Genomic DNA, 19879 nt, shown 5'->3' on the forward strand with positions numbered 1-19879 from the left:
ATCGGCCTGTGTCGCTTACACCGCGTAGCGTTGTGCGTCCGTGTGCTTGAAATCGAGGCCGCAGCCGGGCCGCGAAAGGTCCGGAGCGATGGCGCCTTCGATGACGCGCGGCGCGCCGTCAAACAGCATGTGCTCGATGCGCACGTGATCGTGGAACCATTCCTGATGCCTCAGGCGCGGCGCGGCACAGGCGACGTGTAAATGCATCGCCGGCGCGCAGTGCGCGGAGAGCGGCACGTGGAACGCGTCGCACAGCGCGGCCACGCGCAGAAAGCCGGTGATACCACCGCAGCGCGTGACATCGGCCTGGAGCACGTCGACGGCCTGATTCGCGAGCAGCACGCGGGCGTCGTCGAGCGTGTAGCCATACTCGCCGGCGGCCAACTCCATAGGCGCGGGCAGCGCGTTCCTGAGCAAGGCGAGCCCGGCGACGTCATCTGACGAGACGGGTTCCTCGAACCATTCGACATCCTGCTCCGCGAAGATCTGCGCATAATCCAGCGCCTGCTTACGATCCAGCGCGCCGTTCGCATCGACGAAAAGTCCTGCGTCGTTGCCGATCACGTCACGGGCAACTTGCACGCGATGCGGATCGCGCGCGGAGTCGCTGCCAATCTTGATCTTGACCCAACGACAGCCATTCTCCTGGACCCAGTGCGCGAGCTGCTCGCGCATATCATCGTCTGTATAGGTCGTAAAGCCGCCACTTCCGTAGATCGGGACGCGCGCGCGACTCAGGCCCAGCAGGCGTGCAAGCGGGATATCGAGCAGACGCGCCTTGACGTCCCAGAGCGCGCAGTCGAGCGCTGAGATCGCCGTGGCCGCGGCGCCCGAGCGGCCGATATTGCGCACGCGCTGTTGCAGGCGCAACCACAATGCCTCGACGTTCCAGGCATCCTCGCCGATAAGTGTGGGCGCGAGTGTCGCGTCGATCAGATTTCGGACGCTCGCATCGCTATACGTGTAGCCGAGGCCCGTTTTGCCGGCAGCAACGACCTCGGCGATGACGAGCGTCGTCGAGCTCCAGGCGAACGTGCCATCTGCCTCTGGTTTGTCGGTGGCAATGGTGTACGCGCCGGTTCGCACGGTCTCGATCGGTGCTTTTCGCTTGGTGAGGAGCATGTTGCGACTCACTTGTCCCGGTGTCCCGGCAGTACCGCGCCGAGCACCTGCTTCGCCGTATCGATGATCACGTTGCCCTGATTCGGGTCGCCCTTCATGAGCGTCGTCGCGAATGCCTTAGCTTGCGCCATCGTGATGTGCGGCGGCAGCGGCGGCACGTTCGGGTCGGCCTTCACTTCGATCACGACCGGACGGTCCGATGCAAACGCCTCATCCCATACCGCGGCCATGCGTTCTGCATCGTCGACATAGAGGCCCTTCAGCCCGATCAGCTCCGCGAACTTATGATAGGGCACCGACGGAATGTCCTGCGACGCCTCAAACTTCGGGTCACCCTCCATCACCCGCTGCTCCCAGGTGACCTGATTCAGGTCCTGGTTGTTGAGCACCATGCAGATCCAGCGCGGATTCGACCATTGCTTCCAGTACTTGGCGACCGTGATAAGTTCGGCCATGTTGTTCATCTGCATCGCGCCGTCGCCGACCAACGCGATGACCGGCCGCTCCGGATACGCGAATTTTGCCGCGATCGCATATGGCACGGCCGCGCCCATCGATGCGAGGCCGCCTGAGAGCGAGCACAGCATGCCGCGCTTCACCTTGAGATCGCGCGCGTACCAGTTCGCGACCGATCCCGAATCGCTCGTGACGATCGCGTTCGCGGGCACGCGCGGCGACAACTCCCACACGGTGCGCTGCGGATTCACGCCGCCTTTCGCGGGCTCGAGCGCGCGCTTCTCGAGCGTGTTCCACCAGTCTCCGAGCCAGCTTTCGATGTCCTTGCGCCATGCGCGGTCCGTCTTCTGTTGTAGCAAGGGCAGGAGTGCGCGCAAGGTCTCGGCGCTGTCGCCGACGAGGTTCACTTCCATCGGATAGCGGATGGACAGCATGTCCGCCTTGATGTCAATCTGCACGCCGCGCGCGGCGCCTTCCTTTGGCAGAAATTCGGCGTAGGGAAAGCCCGAGCCGATCATGAGCAGCGTGTCGCATTCCGTCATCATCTTGTAGCTCGGCTCGGTGCCGAGCAGGCCGATTGAGCCCGTGACGAAGGGCAGATCGTCGGGCAATGCGGCTTTGCCGAGGAGCGCCTTAGCGACGCCCGCGCCGAGCTTCTCCGCGATGGCGATGACTTCATCCGTCGCCTGCAATGCGCCCGCGCCGACAAGAATCGCGACCTTCTTGCCCGCATTAAGAACGTCGGCGGCGCGTTGCAGATCGTCGCTGTAAGGCAGGACCTTCGGCGCGCTATAACCGACGCCCGAATGCACCGTGCCATGTTTGCGGCCCGGCGGCTCGTATTCGAGGTCCTGCAGATCGTTGGGCAGAATGAGCGCCGTCACCTTGCGCTCCGATATTGCGATCCGCACCGCGCGATCGACGAGATGGCGAATCTGCGACGGCACGCTCGCCTGCTGATCGAACGCGCCGGCGACGTCCTTGAACATCGCGGGAAGGTCTAACTCCTGCTGATAGTGACCGCCGAGCGCCGCGCGCGCCTGCTGGCCCGCGATGGCCAGCACCGGCATATGGTCGAGCCGCGCATCATAGAGGCCAGTGAGCAGGTGCGCCGCGCCCGGTCCCGAAGTGGCAATGCACACACCCAGTTCGCCCGTGAACTTCGCATGCGCGGAGGCCATGAACGCAGCCATCTCTTCATGGCGCGCCTGAATGAACTCGATCTTGCCTTTCGCGCGAGCAAGCGCGCCGAACACGCCGTTGATACCGTCGCCGGGGTAACCGTAGATGCGGCGCACGCCCCAGGCGTGCAGACGGTCGATTAAAAAGTCTCCAACAGTGGTCGACATAACAGCGAACTCCTCGATCGGACGGCAAGGCGGTGAGAGGAGTATCGCGACACAAATACAACGGGTGCGGAATCGCGCTCCTTGAGTACAACGTCGAGCGCAATTGACATGCCGGACAGGCGCTGGTCAAGGCAGCGAAAGGGCAATGAAATCCTTATGGCGGTGTAGCTTCGACCGTGCGACTAAGAAATCACTGTACTGAGTGTGTCAGCCACTACTCGGACGCGGAAATCAGCCATCCCAACGAGTCGATCTCAGCCAAGTGCAGTCTGGCAAGCTTCATGAGGCAGCGTTCTCCTTTTGCAGTCAGATGCACTTCAACCTGTCGGCGATCGTCCCTTGCTGGCTTCCGAACCACAAGACCTGCCAATTCGCACCGGTTGACGAGCGCTGCAGTACCGTTGGGCGCTGCCTGCAGACGCTCGGCGAGTTCCCCCACATAAGCCCAATTTCGTTCGGGAAAGCCGACGACATGAAGCAAAAGCTGATACTGCAGCGCCGTCACGCCTTCGGCTTGGGTCACCTCTTCTGAGTAACGCAGGAAGCGTCGCAACTGATAACGGAAAGCGGAAAGCCGCTCGAGATCTTTCTTATCGGGAGTCGCCCTTTTTGCTGATGCAGGTCGCTTCATGTTGAGGCTAAAGAGAGAAGGTCAGGAAACGGAGACGGCCGAAGATTTGAACGGATGCCAGAAGAAAGCCGCCCCACCGAGAAGGTCATCGTAGCAAACGCTGGCGAAGCCTGCGCTCCCCGGCTGGGCGCGGCCGCTATCCTGTCACTTTTTCAATGCGTGGAAAAAAAGGCATGATGTGACATAACTAAAAGTGGATACTTTATGGCACAGTCTGACACAATAGCAGCAACCGACCAGGCATTAGGATGCAACTCAAGACAATAATCGGACCGCGCTCACTCAGACGAGGGCGACGCCTGTGGTTTCATTACGGAATTTTCTGGCTCGGTGCCATCGCGACGGGCGTGCTCGCCGTCCTTTATGCTCGCCTAATCGACTTCGGGTATGAGCACTTCCTGCTTATCACCGAAAAATATTGGTGGTTGCCGTTGCCGCTTACGCCAGCGATTGGCGCCTTGGGCGTCTGGCTGACACGGCGCTTTTTTCCTGGCGCCGAGGGTAGCGGCATCCCTCAGGTGATTGCAACATTGCACGGTGCACGTGAGCGTGCGCCCGAGTTGCTTAGTTTAAGGATACTGGTCGGCAAGATTGGGATTTCGTTTCTGTCGATCCTGGGCGGGTTCACGATCGGCCGGGAAGGACCGACGATTCATGTCGGCGCCGCATTGATGTATTCGCTTCGACGGTTTTATCCGACCCGGGTGCGCGCGCTTCGGGCCGCCGGTCTCGAGCGACGGCTTGCGCTGGCGGGGGCAGCGGCGGGATTGTCCGCCGCGTTTAACGCCCCGCTCGCCGGCGTCGTGTTCGCCATTGAAGAACTGATGCGAAGCTTCGAGCAGCGCACTAGCGGCGTGTTGATTACGGCGATCATTTTTGCCGGTGTAGTCTCGCTGGGCCTTCAGGGTAACTACACCTACTTCGGTTCGATCAACGTCGGATCCGACTTTCCTAATCTATTGGCGCTGGCCGTTGTCGCGATTGGCGTCGTTGCGGGCGTGGCCGGCGGCATCTTCTGCTGGCTTCTGTTGAACACCCACCGGTGGATGCCGAAGTCACTGCGGGACTGGCGCGAGCGGCACCCCGTGCTCTTTGGCGCTGCGTGTGGACTTGTTATCGCGCTGATTGGCATCTCGACGAGCGGTCATACCTTCGGTAGCGGCTACGCGGAAGCGCGAGGCATGCTCGAGGGACGCGTCCAGCTTGGCGTGGAGTACCCCGTGTTAAAGATTGTTTCGATGATCGGCTCTTATCTTCCGGGTGCGCCTGGCGGCCTGTTTGCGCCTTCCCTTGCTATCGGCGCGGGAATCGGCAACGCGCTGCACATGCTCTTTGGGCACATGCAGCTCTCGATGCTGATTGCATTGGGCATGGTGGGATATCTCGCGGCAGTGACTCAGAGCCCGATCACCGCCTTCGTGATCGTCATCGAGATGATTAACGGGCATTCGCTTGTCATATCGTTGATGGCAACGGCTTTGATTGCAAGCCAGGTGTCACGGCTTTTTGCACCGCCGTTGTATGAGGCGCTGGCTCATCGCTATGAAGGCCGGAAGCGACCGTAGCAATCTGAAAGCAGAGCCATCGCTGGATGAAAGAAAAAGGAGTGTACGACGCCAAAAAAAATCCTGCGCGAGGGGAATGCAGTTTGCTCTTCGCTTCCTGCCGCGTACGGTCGAGCTAACGCCCTTGGCACAGCAATGGGCTCGCGGTCTTAGGCCCGTGTCTCTAGGAAGAACATTCATGCCCTTGCTCTCGGCAAGCACGTTCTCGTCTACTTGGTTGGCGCTGTCGGTAGTCAGCGCGTGCGTCGTGGCTTGGGACGTTACGGTAGGTGGGCATCGTCAGAAAATGGCGATTATGGCGGTCGTCTGGCCTTTGACGATGCTGTACTGGGGGCCAGTGGGCCTTGCGTTGTATTTTTCCTTTGGACGCCAACAGCAGCGGGCGATCGCGCATATCCAGCAGGACGAGCCGCCGATGTGGCGAGCAGCCTTTCTCGGAGCGACGCATTGTGGTGCAGGATGCGCGCTCGGTGACTTTATTGGCGAGTGGCTCGCGTTCTGGCTCGGATGGTCGATTGGAGGGTCCGCACTGGCCGCGAAGCTGGCAGTCGCATTCACTTTGGCTTACTTCATTGGCATCGTGTTTCAGTATTTTTCCATCGCGCCGATGCGAGGGCTTGACCTCCGGGCGGGCATCATTGCGGCGATCAAGGCGGACACCTTGTCGTTGCTTGCCTACGAAATCGGCATGTTCGGGGCCATGATTGCTTTTGCGGAACTCGCCAGTCCGCTCGATCCGACGGACCCCACCTATTGGGTCAGGATGCAGGTGGCGATGATCGCGGGATTCGTGACGACATACCCAGTCAATTGGTGGCTCATCCGACGCGGCACCAAGGAGAAGATGTGAGCTCCGTGCGCCGACCGCTTCTGCTTCTCTCGTTTGCAATCTCGGCTATTGCGGGTGTCGGACAGTGCACCCTGGCCTACGGCGCGGAGTCGCCGCCGGGCGAGACCATCACGAGCGGCCCGACCCCGCTCGCCTATTTCCTGCACGGCAAGGGCCCAGCGGCGCTCCCAGTGCTACACCTTGGCTGGGTTCTCGCGGCCCTATGCAGCTTCGTTTGCATCGTTATCGCCGCGATGCTCCTTCTTGCGATGTTTCGGCGGCGCAAGCGGGGCGATCCTGAAGCGCTTACTGCGCAAGGCGGGTTGAAGCTGGTCTATGTCGGCACAGCCATCTCGGTGCTCGCGCTTTTCGGCATCACGATCTACATGCTGGTGGTATTAGCGCAAGTCGCCGACCCGCCGGAAGAACCGGCAGTGACGGTCACTGTGACGGCTTATGACTGGTGGTGGAAGATCGATTATGGCCAAGACAGTGGAGGGTTTCCCACGGCCAACGAACTTCATATCCCAGTTGGCAAGCCCGTACTCATTCAGCTCAAGAGCGCCGACGTCATTCATGCGTTTTGGGTGCCCGAGCTGGCGGGCAAGACGCAGACCGTTCCGGGCGTCATGAACCGGCAGTGGATCCAGGCGGACCGGCCCGGTGTCTACCGCGGCCAGTGCACGCAATTCTGCGGCGCGCAGCATGCACATATGGCACTTGAAGTTTATGCGCAGCCTCAGGCTGACTTTGAGCGTTGGCTTGCCGCGCAACGACAGCCCGCGCCGATGCCCGCGACGCCGCAGGCGGTGCGCGGAGGAAAACTTTTTGAACAGCGCTGCGCGGGATGTCATACCGTTCGAGGCAGCGGATCCGCCGGCGTGCAAGCCCCCGATCTCACTCATCTACTGACGCGCAGGCTGATCGCAGCGGGGACACTCGTGAACACGCCGGAGAACCTGATGAAATGGATCCAACATGCGCAAGAGATCAAGCCTGAATGCCTCATGCCGGACATGAAGCTCACGCTTTCGGAGGCAGGCGATCTCGCTGCCTATCTCGCCACGCTAAGGTAAAAGGCTTAGACGATGTCCACGACCCCTGAGCGCAGCGTCATCCGAATCGCCCGAGTCGCGTTTCGGCGCGAGCCCGAAATTGGTCGCGTGGAACAGGGTTCGGAAGCTGAGAAGCGTTTGCGCGAGATATGGGAGACCGAGCCGGGCTGGCGAGGGTTTTTCACGACCGTCGATCACAAGAAGATCGGCTTGCGCTACATCGTCACGGCGTTCGTGTTCCTGCTTTTGGGCGGGGTCGAGGCGCTCATCATGCGCCTGCAGTTGGCGCAGCCGAACCAGTCGCTGCTGACGCCCGAGCAATACGCGCAGCTCTTCACGATGCATGGCGTGACGATGATCTTTCTGTACGCGCTGCCGGTGTTGAGCGGCTTCTCCAATTTTCTTTGGCCGCTTATGCTTGGTTCGCGTGATATGGCCTTTCCGCGGCTGAACGCCCTGTCCTACTGGGTCTACGTGTTCGCAGGAATCTTCCTGTATTGCAGCTTCCCGCTGGGGCAGGCGCCCAATGCGGGATGGTTCAACTATGTGCCGCTTTCATCGCTCGACTACAACAACGGGCCGAACATCGACGTGTATGCACTTGGCATGGTGTTGTTGGGGATTTCGACCACCGTGGGTGCGGTGAACTTTGTGGTCACGTTGTTTCGCATGCGGGCAGTGGGCATGTCGGTCGACCGCTTGCCAATCATCGTGTGGGGAACGCTCACCATCTCCTTCGCCAACCTGTTCGCGGTTCCGGCGGTCAGCCTCGCGTTTATGCTGCTATGGATGGACCGCAACGTTGGCACGCATTTCTTCGATGTCGCGGCCGACGGCCGGCCGCTGCTCTGGCAACATCTGTTCTGGATGTTCGCCCACCCGTGGGTCTACGTGGTTGTGCTCCCCGCGATGGGCATCGTGTCGGACGCATTGCCGACTTTCTGCCGCCGTCCGCTGGTGGGCTATGCCGCTGTGGCGATGTCCACGGTTGCCACGATGATCATCGGTTTCGAGGTGTGGATCCACCACATGTTCGCCACCGGCATCGCGCCCCTTGCACTGGCGTTCTTCGGCGCGGCAAGCATGCTCATTTCAATACCCAGCGCAGTGGCGGTCTTCGCGTGGATCGCCACAATCTGGACCGGCCGACCGGTCTTCGCCGTGCCGTTCTTGTACTTCGGGAGCTTTGTGCTCATGTTTGTGGTGGGCGGCGTCTCCGGAGTCATGACTGCGGCCGTGCCGCTCGATTGGCAATTAACGGATACGTATTTCGTGGTGGCACATCTGCATTACGTGCTCCTCGGCATCAACGTATTTCCGGTGCTGGGTGGCATCACGTACTGGTTCCCGAAATTCACCGGGAGGCTGATGAATGAACGCTTCGGCAAGATCGCCTTCTGGACCGTGTTCATCGGGTTCAACGTGGGTTTCTTTCCGATGCATATCTCCGGTCTGCTCGGCATGCCGCGACGCGTTTATACCTATCCCGAAGGCATGGGATGGGACACGTCCAATCTCATCACCTCAATCGGATCGTTTTTGCTCGGCATCGGCGTGCTCCTGTTTGCGGTAAATGCGCTCTGGTCGGCAAGGCGCGGCAGAAACGCGCCCGACAACCCCTGGGATGGACCCGGGCTCGAATGGTCCACGCCATCGCCGCCACCGGCTTACAACTTCGCAGTGCTTCCGCAAGTTGGATCGCGCCATCCGCTCTGGGAGCCACGCCTGCATCCGCCAGGCGGACTTTCCCGCCTCGATTCAGGTTATCTGCTGCATCAAGGGCGCGAGGCCCTAGGCGTACATCCGCTGAGCGGTATGCCGGACGTGATCCTGAAAATGCCGGAGGACGCGTGGTCACCCTTCTTCCTCGGACTGTTTGCCGCGCTGATGTTTGTCGCGATGTTGCTGCATTCGCCCGCGTTTGCGCTCATCGCACTTAGCGCGTGCGGGGCGACGACTGTGGCCTGGCTCTGGCCGCGCCGTTCGCTTGCTCAGCGTGAACCACCGAAGCCCGACCAGACTGCGCGCGTCGACACTGCGCGGCACGACGGTACACTTCCAGTGGGCAGCGCGGGCGAGCATTCGGGCGGCTGGTGGGGCGTGCTCGCGCTGATACTCACCGAGGCGAGTCTGTTCGGTTATCTAATCTTCGGCTACTTCTATTCGCAATCGCAGACATCGCTGCCGTGGCCGCCGGAAGGGCTCCCGAAGATCGGCATCGGCGCAGCGAGCACCGCTGTGCTACTCCTAAGCAGTGTGTTCGCGTGGCTGTCCGAGCGCTCACTCAAGAAGAGCCGACGCGGCCGGGCGCTGAGCTGGATGGTGGTCGCGATCATATTGGGCTGTCTGTTCGTCGGCATCCAGCTGAAGGAGTGGCACGATCATCCATATGGCCCAACCGCGCATCTGTATGGTTCGCTGTATTACACCATCACTGGATTTCACTTGGCGCACGTCATTGTCGGTCTGGTGATCCTGTCGCTGCTGGCGGTGTGGATCGCGCTCGGCTATTTCGACGAGGAACGCTACGCGCCGATACGCATTGGCGGGGCGTACTGGCACTTCGTCGATGTGGTGTGGCTGTTCATCTTTACGTCGCTCTATTTGACGCCGGTTTGGCTCAGAGGTCACTGATGCAACGGCGCGCAACCAGCGAAACGCGGCTAGCTCGCGAGGAACGACGGCGTCTCGCGCTCTGCGCGTGTGCGGGCTTCTTTCTGTCGCCGGGTGCGTGGTTGCTCCAGGTGATTGTCTCGGAGACGATTTCCGCACAGGCTTGCTCGAGCAACACGCCGCCCCCACCTCAGTCGGGCGTCTCGCATCTACATGCGTGGCTGTATGGGACATCGATTGTGGCCATGCTCATTTCCGTGATCTCCGCGGGAATGGCGACCTTCGGCTTCGTTTTCCTGCAGCGATTGCAGCGGCGCATGGGGGCCGACGCAGATAGCGAAGCCTCGCATGCGCAGCCTACACGCGAGCAAGAAGAAGTGACACGCAAGCGCTTCATCGCGTTGTGCAGCGCGCTGATCGGCTGCGGCTTTGTGATCGGCCTGGTCTTCACGATCCAGGCCGAAGTGTTTTTTCTCTCCTGTAGCCGATAGCACTAGGAAATGGAAAAGTCGATCCGAACAAGCCGCTGCCTCGCCGCCTCGATCCTGATCGGAGCAGCCATCTTGACGGGTGCGTGCAGTCAGGGCGCAGGGGACAATCTACCTGCGAACGTTGATGCCGCATCGCCGCTCGCAAACGATCCGAAGCTAATCGCGCGCGGCGAATATCTAGCGAAGGCCGGCGATTGCGCCGCGTGCCATGACGCGGCGGATCATACGCCGCTGGGCGGCGGCTTGGCGATCAATTCACCTTTTGGCCCGATCTACGCCTCCAACATCACACCGGATTCCACGTACGGGATTGGGCGCTATACGCTCAGAGAGTTTTCGCAAGCGATCCGCTTTGGTCGGCGCCGCGATGGCAAGCGATTGTATCCGGCCATGCCATACCCGTCGCTTGCGAATGTAAGCGATGCCGATGTGGTGGCACTCTATGCCTATCTCATGCACGGTGTGAAGCCGGCCGCCAAACGCGCACCCGTGACGGAGCTGCCGTTCCCTTTCAACCAGCGCTGGGGATTGCTGTTCTGGAGTTTCGCGTTCGCCAATCGTGATCAGTATGTTCCCGATCCGAAGCAAAGCGCGCAGTGGAATCGTGGTGCTTATCTCGTGCAAGGCTTTGGACACTGCGGCGCATGCCATACGCCGCGCGGGCCGGCCTACAACGAACTCGGGTACAGCGAGGCTTCACCGTGGTTCCTGACGGGCGCCGTGAACGATCACTGGTCCGCGCCCAATCTGACTGGAGATCCGGCAAGCGGACTCGGCCGTTGGTCCGCCGAGGACATTGCACGATTTTTGCGGACCGGTCACGGCGCCGGCGCCATGGCGTTCGGCGCCATGGCACCTGTTATCGAAGAAAGCACGCAGCATCTGAGCGCGCCGGATCTCGAGGCGATTGCAGCCTATCTGAAGTCACTTCCTGCAAAAATGGCCTACGGCAGTTTCGACAACAATCAGCACGCGAAGGTCCAGACGATACGAAGTCTCGGTACGGGCGAAGTCGAGCGACATGGGGCGGGCGTTTACTTATCGTTCTGTGCGCGCTGCCATGAAGCTGATGGACGGGGGCAACCGGGAAAGGTTGCGGCGCTAGCAGGAAGTCCGCTCGTCATGGCGGAAGACGCAACATCGGTTTTGCGCATTGTGATCGAGGGCAGCAAGAGCCCCGCAACCGAGAGAGGACCCGCGCCGCAGGAGATGCCCGGATTTCACGACCAGCTAACGTCGTTGCAGATTGCCGAGGTTGTCAGTTTCATCCGCAATGCCTGGGGCAATCATGCCACCCCGATCTCTGAGCGCGAAGTGAAAACGCTGCGCGCGGCAATTCATCATTAGCGGGTACTAACATTCGGTTAGAACTGAGATCGCGATGAGAAGTCATCGATGCGCGGTTTCGTCGGCGGGGCTGCAAACGCAGTAGCGAAGCAGCCCAAATTGTCCGGGTTGTCTCCATTTCAATTAGGGAACCGTAGTGGACAGGACGCGCAGAGCGACGTAGGGTAGTGCGTACCGCATGCCAACGGACTCGTTGGCGACCGCAGACCGGGACAAGGAAGACGCCGATGAAGGCGATCCGGTGCCGAAGGAGCCTGAGGAACCTTTGCCCACATCAAATGCGCAGATCTCACACGACCGTTGCGCGGGAATAGTGAACTGTCGCGTGGTAAGCTTTCAACTGTTTCGACAGGCACGGGTGTAGTGGAGCCAGCTTTCAGAATGACCAGAACTTCTGCGCTACTTTCGATCTCCTTCTTTCTGGCGTCCGCCGTTTGTTATGCCGATGGCTATGACCATACGGTCATCTACACCGGAAAAGCCGATAATGGTGCCATCGTGCGCTTGCGCTTGATCGAGGGCGACCTCGGCACCGGTGAGGCTATCGTCGAACCGCAATCAGATGGGCAGCTTTTTCGCGAGCCGTTGACATACCGGGTAGCATGGGGACGGAATGCTCTGGTGGGCGCGGGTGACTCCGTTCGCGTCTGGCTTGCTGGAAATCCGGCGATGCGCCTTCACTGCGGCCCTCGGAACCTAGAGTGCGCGTCTGAGGAACGCTTCGTGATAAATGCTGTCGGCGTCTCTGCTCAGCAATGGGACCGGAGGGTCGAGGAGGATCGGTAAAGAGCGAGCGTGAAGGCGGGGGTACGACGGGCTAAGCCAAATAATGCATTTCATCAGAGACTTCTACGGTCGCAGGCCAATGATGTCCGAAGCGGTTTGAGATGTCAGGGAAGACCGGTTCGAAAATATCCATCTTGCTCCAGGGAATCTCACCGCTGGGCACTCTCAATGTGGCGATCATGCGAACAAATTCGTCTGTGTCGTCGAGAGGTTCAGTGCGTCCTGAACCGCGACGACGAAATCGTCCCCACCAGTTTGAAACAATCAGATCACGATTCGCCGAGTCTCGGCGCGTCGTCCAAGCCACGTATCCATCGCTTCAAGCGTTTCCTTGTTCGCTTGTTCGCCGACTCCGCAATGAAGAGCGACTCGCGCGCCACGAAAAGTACGGTTGTTATCAGGATCAGGCCGCCGCCGACGCTGTCAAGTTGTCGAGCGCGTCGAGCAGCAGGTTCCCAGTGAACATCGACAGACCAATAGCGACGAGAGAAAGAAATAGTTCAACGAGCGCACCGAGCTCTTCGCTGACTGTCAGCATCACCGTATCACCGCCGGACTGCCGCTTTTCGAAACGACTGCAAAAGCCGGTCCGTGTGGCGGCTCGGGCTCCAGCGTGCGAATGGACGCTCTTTAAAGCAAATCCTTCCACGACGCCAGGATCGCACAACAGGCCAATAGCAGACCGGATGCGCGCGTTGAGATGGAAGTATGCTGTTGAAGACCGTCCACGAGCGGCTCGTGATCGACCAGGAACGGAGGCTGCGATCGGCGCAATGCGATCAAGTCGAGGGATGATTTGGTGCGGTCTATGTCGTCCCAGTGTACGGCGGCACCAATCAGGAAGTCGGTCTTACACTCGGCGCTCTAATTGGTGGGCGCCCTGTTCTCCTCGTCGTAACGCTCATCGACCTCGGCATTGCAGAATGGTCGGCAACGACCGAAAATCGCAACGTGATAGCGACGGTCGTACACTCGGCGGCGAAGTCGAGGCGTCGTCAGAATAGGGCTTAACAGTTTCTGTGTGTGGTCGCTGCGTCAGACTACTCCAATCATGGAGAAGATTTGGCCCTTCAAGAAAGCGGAACGATAAGCAGAGTAGAGGAGTGTCTCGATATGATCGCTCGATGGCAATGGGTGCTGAAAAGGATCAGCAAGCGACTGTGGTTTCGCACAGGCCTCTTCTCCGTTTTAGGTGTCGCGACGGCGTTGCTCGCGCTGGCAGTCAAGCGCTATATTCCAGACGAGCTTTCCACACGCGTCGGCGCAGACGCGGTTGATAATATTCTCGGCATCATCGCGTCGAGCATGTTGGCGGCTACCACATTTTCTCTAAACATCATGGTGTCTGCCTACGGGTCGGCCACAACGAATGTAACGCCTCGTGCTACGCCACTGCTTGTTGAAGACACAACAACTCAGAATGTACTCGCTACGTTTATCGGTTCGTTTCTGTTTAGTCTAGTCGGCATCATCGCTTTAAGCACGGGCCTGTACGGAAAAAACGGACGTGTCGTGATGTTCGCGGTGACGATTGCGGTCATAGTGTTGATCGTATATACGCTTCTGCGATGGATTGATCACCTTGCTCGTCTCGGCCGACTCGGTGAAACGTCGGATCGCGTTGAGGCGGCCGCAGTCGATGCGCTGGAGCAGCGACTCAAGCATCCTTATCTGGGCGGCAGTCCGTTACCACATGAGAAGTTCTTGGCACGTGGGCGTGCTGTGCACTCAAATGCAATTGGTTATATCCAGCATATCGACATGCAGGCCCTCGGTGAGCTTTCCGAGGAGCTGTCCACCTCGTTTGCCCTTCGTGTCCTTCCGGGGAGCTTCGTCGACAAGCACACGGTACTGACCCATATTGAAGTGCTGGATGACGTGCCTGTAGAGTCGATTCGGGCCGCGTTTACAGTTGGCGTGCGGCGCTCATTCGAACAGGATCCACGTTTTGGCATTTCGGTCCTTTCTGAGATTGCGTCACGTGCTCTTTCTCCGGCAGTCAATGACCCCGGCACTGCGATCGATGTCATCGGTAGGGGCGTGCGTATCTTGTCGCTGTGGGACAAACGACTGGAGTTGAAGGAGGATACGATGCCGGGCTGCGGCCAGATCTTCGTGCCCGGCTTGTCGCTCGATGATCTCTTCGACGACTTCTTCGGCCCGATGTCCCGTGATGGAGCGAGCATGGTCGAAGTCGGAATACGGCTGCAGAAGTCCTTGGCGTTGCTCGCTCGCAACGGCGACGCCGCGTTCGCGGCGGCGGCTGTTCGTCACTCCGTACTAGCGCAGAAACGAGCCGAGCTCGCGCTTGATCTCGAGGAAGATAAGATTCAGTTGCGTCTGCTGGCTTTGGGCGTGCGCGCCGTCGCGAATAATCCGGCGGAGCAATGAATAGTGTTCGTGTGGTGCGCCGATGGCGCCCAATTGATTAGGGCTCGCCCCGCACGCCAGGATGCAGACATTTCCGAACCATCGAAACGTAGCGGCGGTCCGCAAGGCGTCTCTCAAAATACTCGACTCTTGTGTGACCGGACATTTGCGTTAGTCGTGCACCGATTTGGACGCCTGCGAAAAAGGTTCTTGCACGTACCAAGATCGAATGATTCGCCTCGGCAGAACTCAGATTGCGTGTCGCGTCAGCCCAATGAGACTCAATGCACGTGGCGACCCGCGTCGCGGAAGCATCCGTGCGAGCCGTTAGTACTGGAGACATGGCAAACGGACCGTCCTCCCGGGAACAAGCAAGCAGGGTCAAACAAAGGCTTAGCACGAGTGCCAGATGCTGCTGCGTCACAAGTTCTCTGACGATGATCGAGTCTCCTTAGCCCATAACAACACCGAGACCAGCCGCTCGTCATTGCTTTTATAGAAACTGCCGCGATGGCGCGCGTACGCCGGCTTTATTAATCGCCGATCGGGCGCGCATCGGTATCGACTATCGACGAGCAAACCGTTACCCTAGCACGTCACTTGTTGAATGGACAGAGCCGCTGCTGCGTGGAATTTGGGACTAGCTGGGCGGCGTGTCAACGACCTGTCTTAAGGCTGACTTAAGCGATGTCTCGCAGACTTGAGAAGTAAGACCGCTGCCGTTGGCGATCGACAAGTTGCACTGATGCTTCAATTAGCGAAACGTCGAACACGCGGCGATGCGTGAGAACCGCTTCGCGGCTGAGAGATAAGCTTCGATCGTATTACCCTAACATGAGAAACTCCGACCGAACACCGGGAGAGAAAAATGAGTTGCCTTTTAAGTACCGGAATTTGCATTGCCCTTCTTGTTCCTACCGCGTCCTTCGCAACTGACAATAACGCGACGAACGGTGCGGGCGCGCGCCAAGCGGGGAGCGCAAATGCGGAGACATTCGGACTGTCGTATCCGAAGATGCGAGCGGAGGGATCGTCAGATTGGGCCAAGATCGTACCCGGATCAAACCTCTCAGGCTACTGCTTCACGTATGGAGGAATGTGGGCAACGTCATCCTCAAAGCACTCCAAACCGCAGCGAAAGCGCTTGTATTTGCATCATTAATCGACACGATTCGTGCACGGCGGCGTTCCCAGTCGATTGATGCGCTCGCTGCCTTGCCTTCATGGAGCGGCCCTTTTGACAACTGCCTTAAGTTCTCCAAAAGCGATGTTGGGGAGCGATCGGGTTGACAGGGGAACCCTTTCTCAAACGCTTGCTGCCTGAACCGCAAAAAGTGACACCGTACCGAGAAGGATCCATCCTCCTACGATAACGACAACATGGCGGCGTCCCGACGATGGTCGAAGTCCAAAGAGACTGCACAATGCGCCCCACATCAAGGATACCGTAAATAATAGCTTGGTAACGAGGTCGGGAACGTATCCAAGCGCCAGGCAACATGCAAAAACGAGTAGCACGAGGAGAGCGCAGCCCGCCATGGTGAGCGTGATGTCCCAGAACGAAGGCTTGTTGAGTTGAAGACCGAGTAGCTGCATCAGTTTGCCTCCGGCGTTCTCGTTAGGGGTCGACGGGCATGTACGGATGCCGCCCCGTGCTCAGCATGACGAATCCAAGGTGCGGGGATCAGCGTTAAACCTAGCGCTAGCATCGGTCTGAATCGGTCATTCCATCGGTTGCACGAGCGCAGACGGACCTGCGAACCACGCGTCCGATAGTCAGTCCCTGACCGAAGATCGAGAGCACGACCACGAGGTAGGTCATGGCCAGCGTGATATCACGTGCGTCACCGCTCGGAAGCGAAAGGGCCAGTGCGACGGAGATGCCACCACGCAAGCCGCCCCATGTGAGGACTACCCATGAGCCGCGTGGCAGTCCAGTAGCGCTTTTGAGAAAGGCAATCGGAGCGCCGACGGTCAGGAGCCGCGCTGCGAGCGCAATGATGCAGGCGAGAGCGCCCGCCAGTATCATCCTTGAGGTGAATGGGACGAGCAGGGCCTGCATTCCAATTAAAACAAAAAGGAAGGCGTTGAGAATTTCGTCGACCAGCTCCCAGAACATGTCGATATAGTGTCGCGTTGTCTCTGACATAGCCTGCTTGCGACTACGATTTCCTGTCATCACGCCGGCAATGACCATGGCGAGCGGACCAGAGAGTTCCAGATGTCTGGCCAGGGCGTAACCTCCGAGGACGGCGGCAAGAGTGAGCAATACCTCCACTTGATATTGGTCGACTGATGCGAGGAGTCGATACAGGGCGTAACCCAATATCCAGCCGAAAGCAAGGCCCCCGCCAGCCTCGCGCAACAGGATGAGGGAAGCTTTAGACGCACTCGGTGCATCGCCACTTGTTGCCAGGGCCAGCAGCAGAGAAAAGAGCACGACGCCAACGCCGTCGTTGAAGAGGGACTCGCCAGTAATGACAATTTCAAGATTGCGAGGCGCGCCCGAGGAACGTAGGATGCCCATGACCGCAATCGGGTCGGTCGGGGAGATCAGAGCGCCGAACACCAAACAATAGGGCAGAGACAGGTGCATGCCGAGAGATGGCAACACCAACCACATTGCGACGCCGATGACGGCAGTTGAGATACTTGTGCTCACGATGGCGAGCGCCAAAACGTGCCAACGATAGTTCGCAAGCCTGGCGAGATCGACATGCATCGCGCCCGCGAATAGCAAAAGCGACAACATCCCCTGCAATAGCAATTGACTGAAGTCGACGGACTGGAGAAAACCTGCTTCGGCTAGCTTCAAGCGATGGACGAAGCCGAGCACGTCCCATCCTAGCCCGTCGAGGACGACGAGCAAGGCGGAGACCCCCAGCGAAGTCGCCATGACGCCGATGGTCGTCGGAAGCCTGATGAATCGATGATTCACGTAGGCCAGGATCGCGGTCATCGAAATGCTAATTGCGATGATGTCAAGCACAGACGATCCTTTTTTACTCAGCAGCCTTGAGTGCCACCCGGTGGGCGACAGCGACATGCGACGCGGTGTCTGTCTCAGCTAGCGCGCGCTAGCCATTGATAGGCGTCGAAGAATTGCCAAAAGCTCGGATGCGCGGGCGCGTAGGCTCGCTATTGCTTTGTTCCGCTTGCTTCATGCCGTCGCCGACAACGTAAAGCGTTCGGGTGGGGAAGGCGAAGTCCATGCCGTGCTCGGTCAACGCCGTCATGAGATCCAGATTGATTTTCTGTTGAATATCCATATACAGGTTGAAGCTGGAATCGGTGACGTAGTACACGACTTCAAAGTCCAGCGAGCTCTCGCCGAATTGCTTAAAGTGCGCCCGGTCAAACCGCGTGTTACCCGCAGAATCAACGGCTTTCTTCACAATCTGCGGGACCTCTCTCAACTGCTCGGGTTTGGCCTCGTACGTGACGCCGAAGGCAAATACAATCCGACGCTCTGACATTCTCTTGTAATTGTGTATTGTGTTCTTGAGCAGCTCGGTGTTGCTGCAGACAATCTGCTCTCCGCTCAGGCTACGAATGCGGGTTGTTTTGAGACCGATGTGCTCGATACTACCGGCGACGTCATTGAACACGATGAAGTCCCCGATCTCAAACGGCTTGTCGAGCCCGATGGCCAAGGACGCGAAAAGATCGCTAAGAATGCTTTGGACAGCGAGTGCGACGGCGACACCGCCGACCCCCAGGCTGGCAACGAAAGCGGTGATATTGACCCCCATATTGGCCAGGATAGCCAGGAGGAGAACAGACCACAGCAATGCGCGGAGCATCCACGACATCATCGTCGTGATGACGGGATTGTGGGCGGTAGCTGCCGCACTGGTGAGCCGCTGCGCAGTCCAAACTGAGACGCCGTGATTAACCCATAACGCGAGCTGAAAGCCGATGACGAGGAACCACAGGTGGCTGATTCGATTATCCCATTTGGCCGATAGGTCGATGAACTCCGCTCCGATTAATATCGACGCCATCACGATTGTTAACCGATGAGTGCGGTCAAGCACATCAACAACAATGTCGTCAAAATGGGTTGACGTTTTTGCCGCAATCGCGCCAAGGCGCGCGACGCAGACGCGAAGTGCGCCTGACAAAATCAGATAGCTCACGAACACGGCAATCGCGGCATAGAGCCACTCGATTGCCGGGATGCCGAAAATTGCCCCGAAGTCGAACCAATTTGCCGAACTTAGCGATTGCATCGGTAATTTCTCCCATCTCAGTTACTCTCACTTACAGTCAGTCCGCGCGTTGGCACAAGAGTTCCGCAAAATTTCAGTGCTGGGCTGGCTGAGCGATCGGTGCGTCGGGCTGAGCCTGGACGCAACTCGCCTCTCCGTTGGTTCGATCTCGAAAACAAAAAGACCTTGATTGCACTGACTTCAGCGCACGGCTAGTGTGGCGAGAGCGTCATCCGACCGTGGTGCCACAACCGGACCGATCGCGGGCTTATCGCGCTTTCGTCGATGTAGGCGGCGCGATAGGACGCTTGGAACGTTGATCGACTTAAGCCGTGCTTAAGTGTGGGGGAAGAAAGTGCTCCATTCTTGGCAACGAACATCGGCCCGTTGGAAGGGGGTATGGGGCCGTGGCAGCGCTTGGGCGACGCTCGACCGTTAAAACGAGACGTGTATTTGGTTATGGGAGAACAACATTGGCAGAGACAATTGTCCACGAAGACTATGAAGTTTCGCTCGACGTCGCAAAGCCTCTTCGAGAGTCAGATAGTGTCTGGGTCGACGTGATGATTCGACATGTGGTTACGGGAGAAGTGATATATGCGTGCCTGGAACCGTATCCGCGTCCGGCCGGAATTCTGGCTACAAGGGACGCGCTCAAATCAGCGGTGGAGAACGCATGCGCCCGTATCGAGTGCCATTGTAAAATCATCGAGACGTAGAGTCTTTCGTACAAGTACAACCGCCACAGATCGATACGGAGAGTGCAACTCGAGCGCGCGAAACCTCGCTTTCGCGAGACGAAGCGATCGACCGAAGGTCGTCCCATCGCGCCGCTCGTGTACTGTGTTCAGGCACGTGTGCGCCGACCGTAGGCCCGACATGTGGCGATTGGCGAACGACGGTCCCTGCGAGCAGTAGGACCTTATTCGAGAGTGGAGAAAGAACCTAAATAACATAGACAGCGTCAAGCGGCACGGCCGGTCAGCGACAACTATTCTGGCCGGTCGACGGGTGTAATTGTCGCTGGCTAGTTCATAGTTGTCGCTTCTCCATC

14 protein-coding genes are annotated in these 19879 nt (G+C 58.9%); 8 read left to right on the forward strand and 6 right to left on the reverse strand.

Going from position 1 to position 19879, the window contains the following annotated elements:
* Positions 1 to 15: 15 nt before the first annotated feature.
* The 3 genes from QCE73_RS36605 to QCE73_RS36615 form a co-directional block, all read right to left on the reverse strand.
* Complete coding sequence (locus tag QCE73_RS36605) at positions 16 to 1122, reverse strand: enolase C-terminal domain-like protein (protein ID WP_309885726.1); 1107 nt, start codon at positions 1120 to 1122, stop codon at positions 16 to 18.
* Positions 1123 to 1130: 8 nt separating this feature from the next.
* Positions 1131 to 2927, reverse strand: a complete 1797-nt coding sequence (locus tag QCE73_RS36610; protein WP_309885727.1) for a thiamine pyrophosphate-requiring protein — start codon at positions 2925 to 2927, stop codon at positions 1131 to 1133.
* A 214-nt stretch (positions 2928 to 3141) separates the two neighbouring features.
* Complete coding sequence (locus QCE73_RS36615; protein WP_309885728.1) at positions 3142 to 3558, reverse strand: MarR family winged helix-turn-helix transcriptional regulator; 417 nt, start codon at positions 3556 to 3558, stop codon at positions 3142 to 3144.
* 248 nt (positions 3559 to 3806) lie between these two features.
* Between QCE73_RS36615 and QCE73_RS36620 the strand changes: the two genes are divergently transcribed.
* From QCE73_RS36620 to QCE73_RS36650, 7 genes are all read left to right on the forward strand, one after another.
* Complete coding sequence (locus tag QCE73_RS36620) at positions 3807 to 5123, forward strand: chloride channel protein (protein WP_309885729.1); 1317 nt, start codon at positions 3807 to 3809, stop codon at positions 5121 to 5123.
* Positions 5124 to 5301: 178 nt separating this feature from the next.
* Complete coding sequence (locus QCE73_RS36625; RefSeq protein WP_309885730.1) at positions 5302 to 5973, forward strand: DUF4396 domain-containing protein; 672 nt, start codon at positions 5302 to 5304, stop codon at positions 5971 to 5973.
* 20 nt (positions 5974 to 5993) lie between these two features.
* Positions 5994 to 7028 carry a cytochrome c oxidase subunit II gene (gene coxB / locus QCE73_RS36630; protein WP_404989866.1) on the forward strand — a complete coding sequence of 345 codons (1035 nt, stop codon included), beginning with the start codon at positions 5994 to 5996 and terminating at the stop codon, positions 7026 to 7028.
* Between the two features lie 12 nt (positions 7029 to 7040).
* The gene (gene ctaD / locus QCE73_RS36635) at positions 7041 to 9641 is read left to right on the forward strand and encodes a cytochrome c oxidase subunit I (RefSeq protein ID WP_309885731.1); all 2601 of its coding nucleotides are present in this window, start codon (positions 7041 to 7043) and stop codon (positions 9639 to 9641) included.
* A gap of 224 nt (positions 9642 to 9865) precedes the next feature.
* The gene (locus QCE73_RS36640; protein ID WP_309885732.1) at positions 9866 to 10111 is read left to right on the forward strand and encodes a hypothetical protein; all 246 of its coding nucleotides are present in this window, start codon (positions 9866 to 9868) and stop codon (positions 10109 to 10111) included.
* 9 nt (positions 10112 to 10120) lie between these two features.
* Positions 10121 to 11458: a cytochrome c gene (locus QCE73_RS36645; RefSeq protein WP_309885733.1), complete on the forward strand. Its 1338-nt coding sequence runs from the start codon at positions 10121 to 10123 to the stop codon at positions 11456 to 11458.
* Positions 11459 to 11839: 381 nt separating this feature from the next.
* A complete protein-coding gene (locus tag QCE73_RS36650; RefSeq protein ID WP_309885734.1) occupies positions 11840 to 12244 on the forward strand; it encodes a hypothetical protein in 405 nt (134 codons plus the stop codon).
* Between the two features lie 403 nt (positions 12245 to 12647).
* Here QCE73_RS36650 and QCE73_RS36655 read toward each other — a convergent pair whose 3' ends face one another.
* On the reverse strand, positions 12648 to 12782 hold the full coding sequence (locus tag QCE73_RS36655; protein ID WP_309885735.1) for a hypothetical protein: 135 nt from the start codon (positions 12780 to 12782) through the stop codon (positions 12648 to 12650).
* A gap of 575 nt (positions 12783 to 13357) precedes the next feature.
* On the opposite strand from QCE73_RS36655, the gene QCE73_RS36660 reads away from it, so the two are divergent.
* Positions 13358 to 14635, forward strand: a complete 1278-nt coding sequence (locus QCE73_RS36660) for a DUF2254 domain-containing protein (protein ID WP_309885736.1) — start codon at positions 13358 to 13360, stop codon at positions 14633 to 14635.
* Between the two features lie 1681 nt (positions 14636 to 16316).
* On the opposite strand, the gene QCE73_RS36665 is transcribed toward QCE73_RS36660, so the two are convergent.
* Positions 16317 to 17603 (reverse strand): sodium:proton antiporter, encoded by a 1287-nt coding sequence (locus tag QCE73_RS36665; protein WP_309885737.1) that lies wholly within the window; start codon positions 17601 to 17603, stop codon positions 16317 to 16319.
* Positions 17604 to 17691: 88 nt separating this feature from the next.
* Positions 17692 to 18846 carry a mechanosensitive ion channel family protein gene (locus QCE73_RS36670; RefSeq protein ID WP_309885738.1) on the reverse strand — a complete coding sequence of 385 codons (1155 nt, stop codon included), beginning with the start codon at positions 18844 to 18846 and terminating at the stop codon, positions 17692 to 17694.
* Between the last annotated feature and the right edge of the window lie 1033 nt (positions 18847 to 19879).

The sequence above is a fragment of the Caballeronia sp. LZ029 genome, from assembly GCF_031451275.1.
In the GTDB taxonomy this organism is placed as follows: Bacteria; Pseudomonadota; Gammaproteobacteria; order Burkholderiales; family Burkholderiaceae; genus Caballeronia; species Caballeronia jiangsuensis.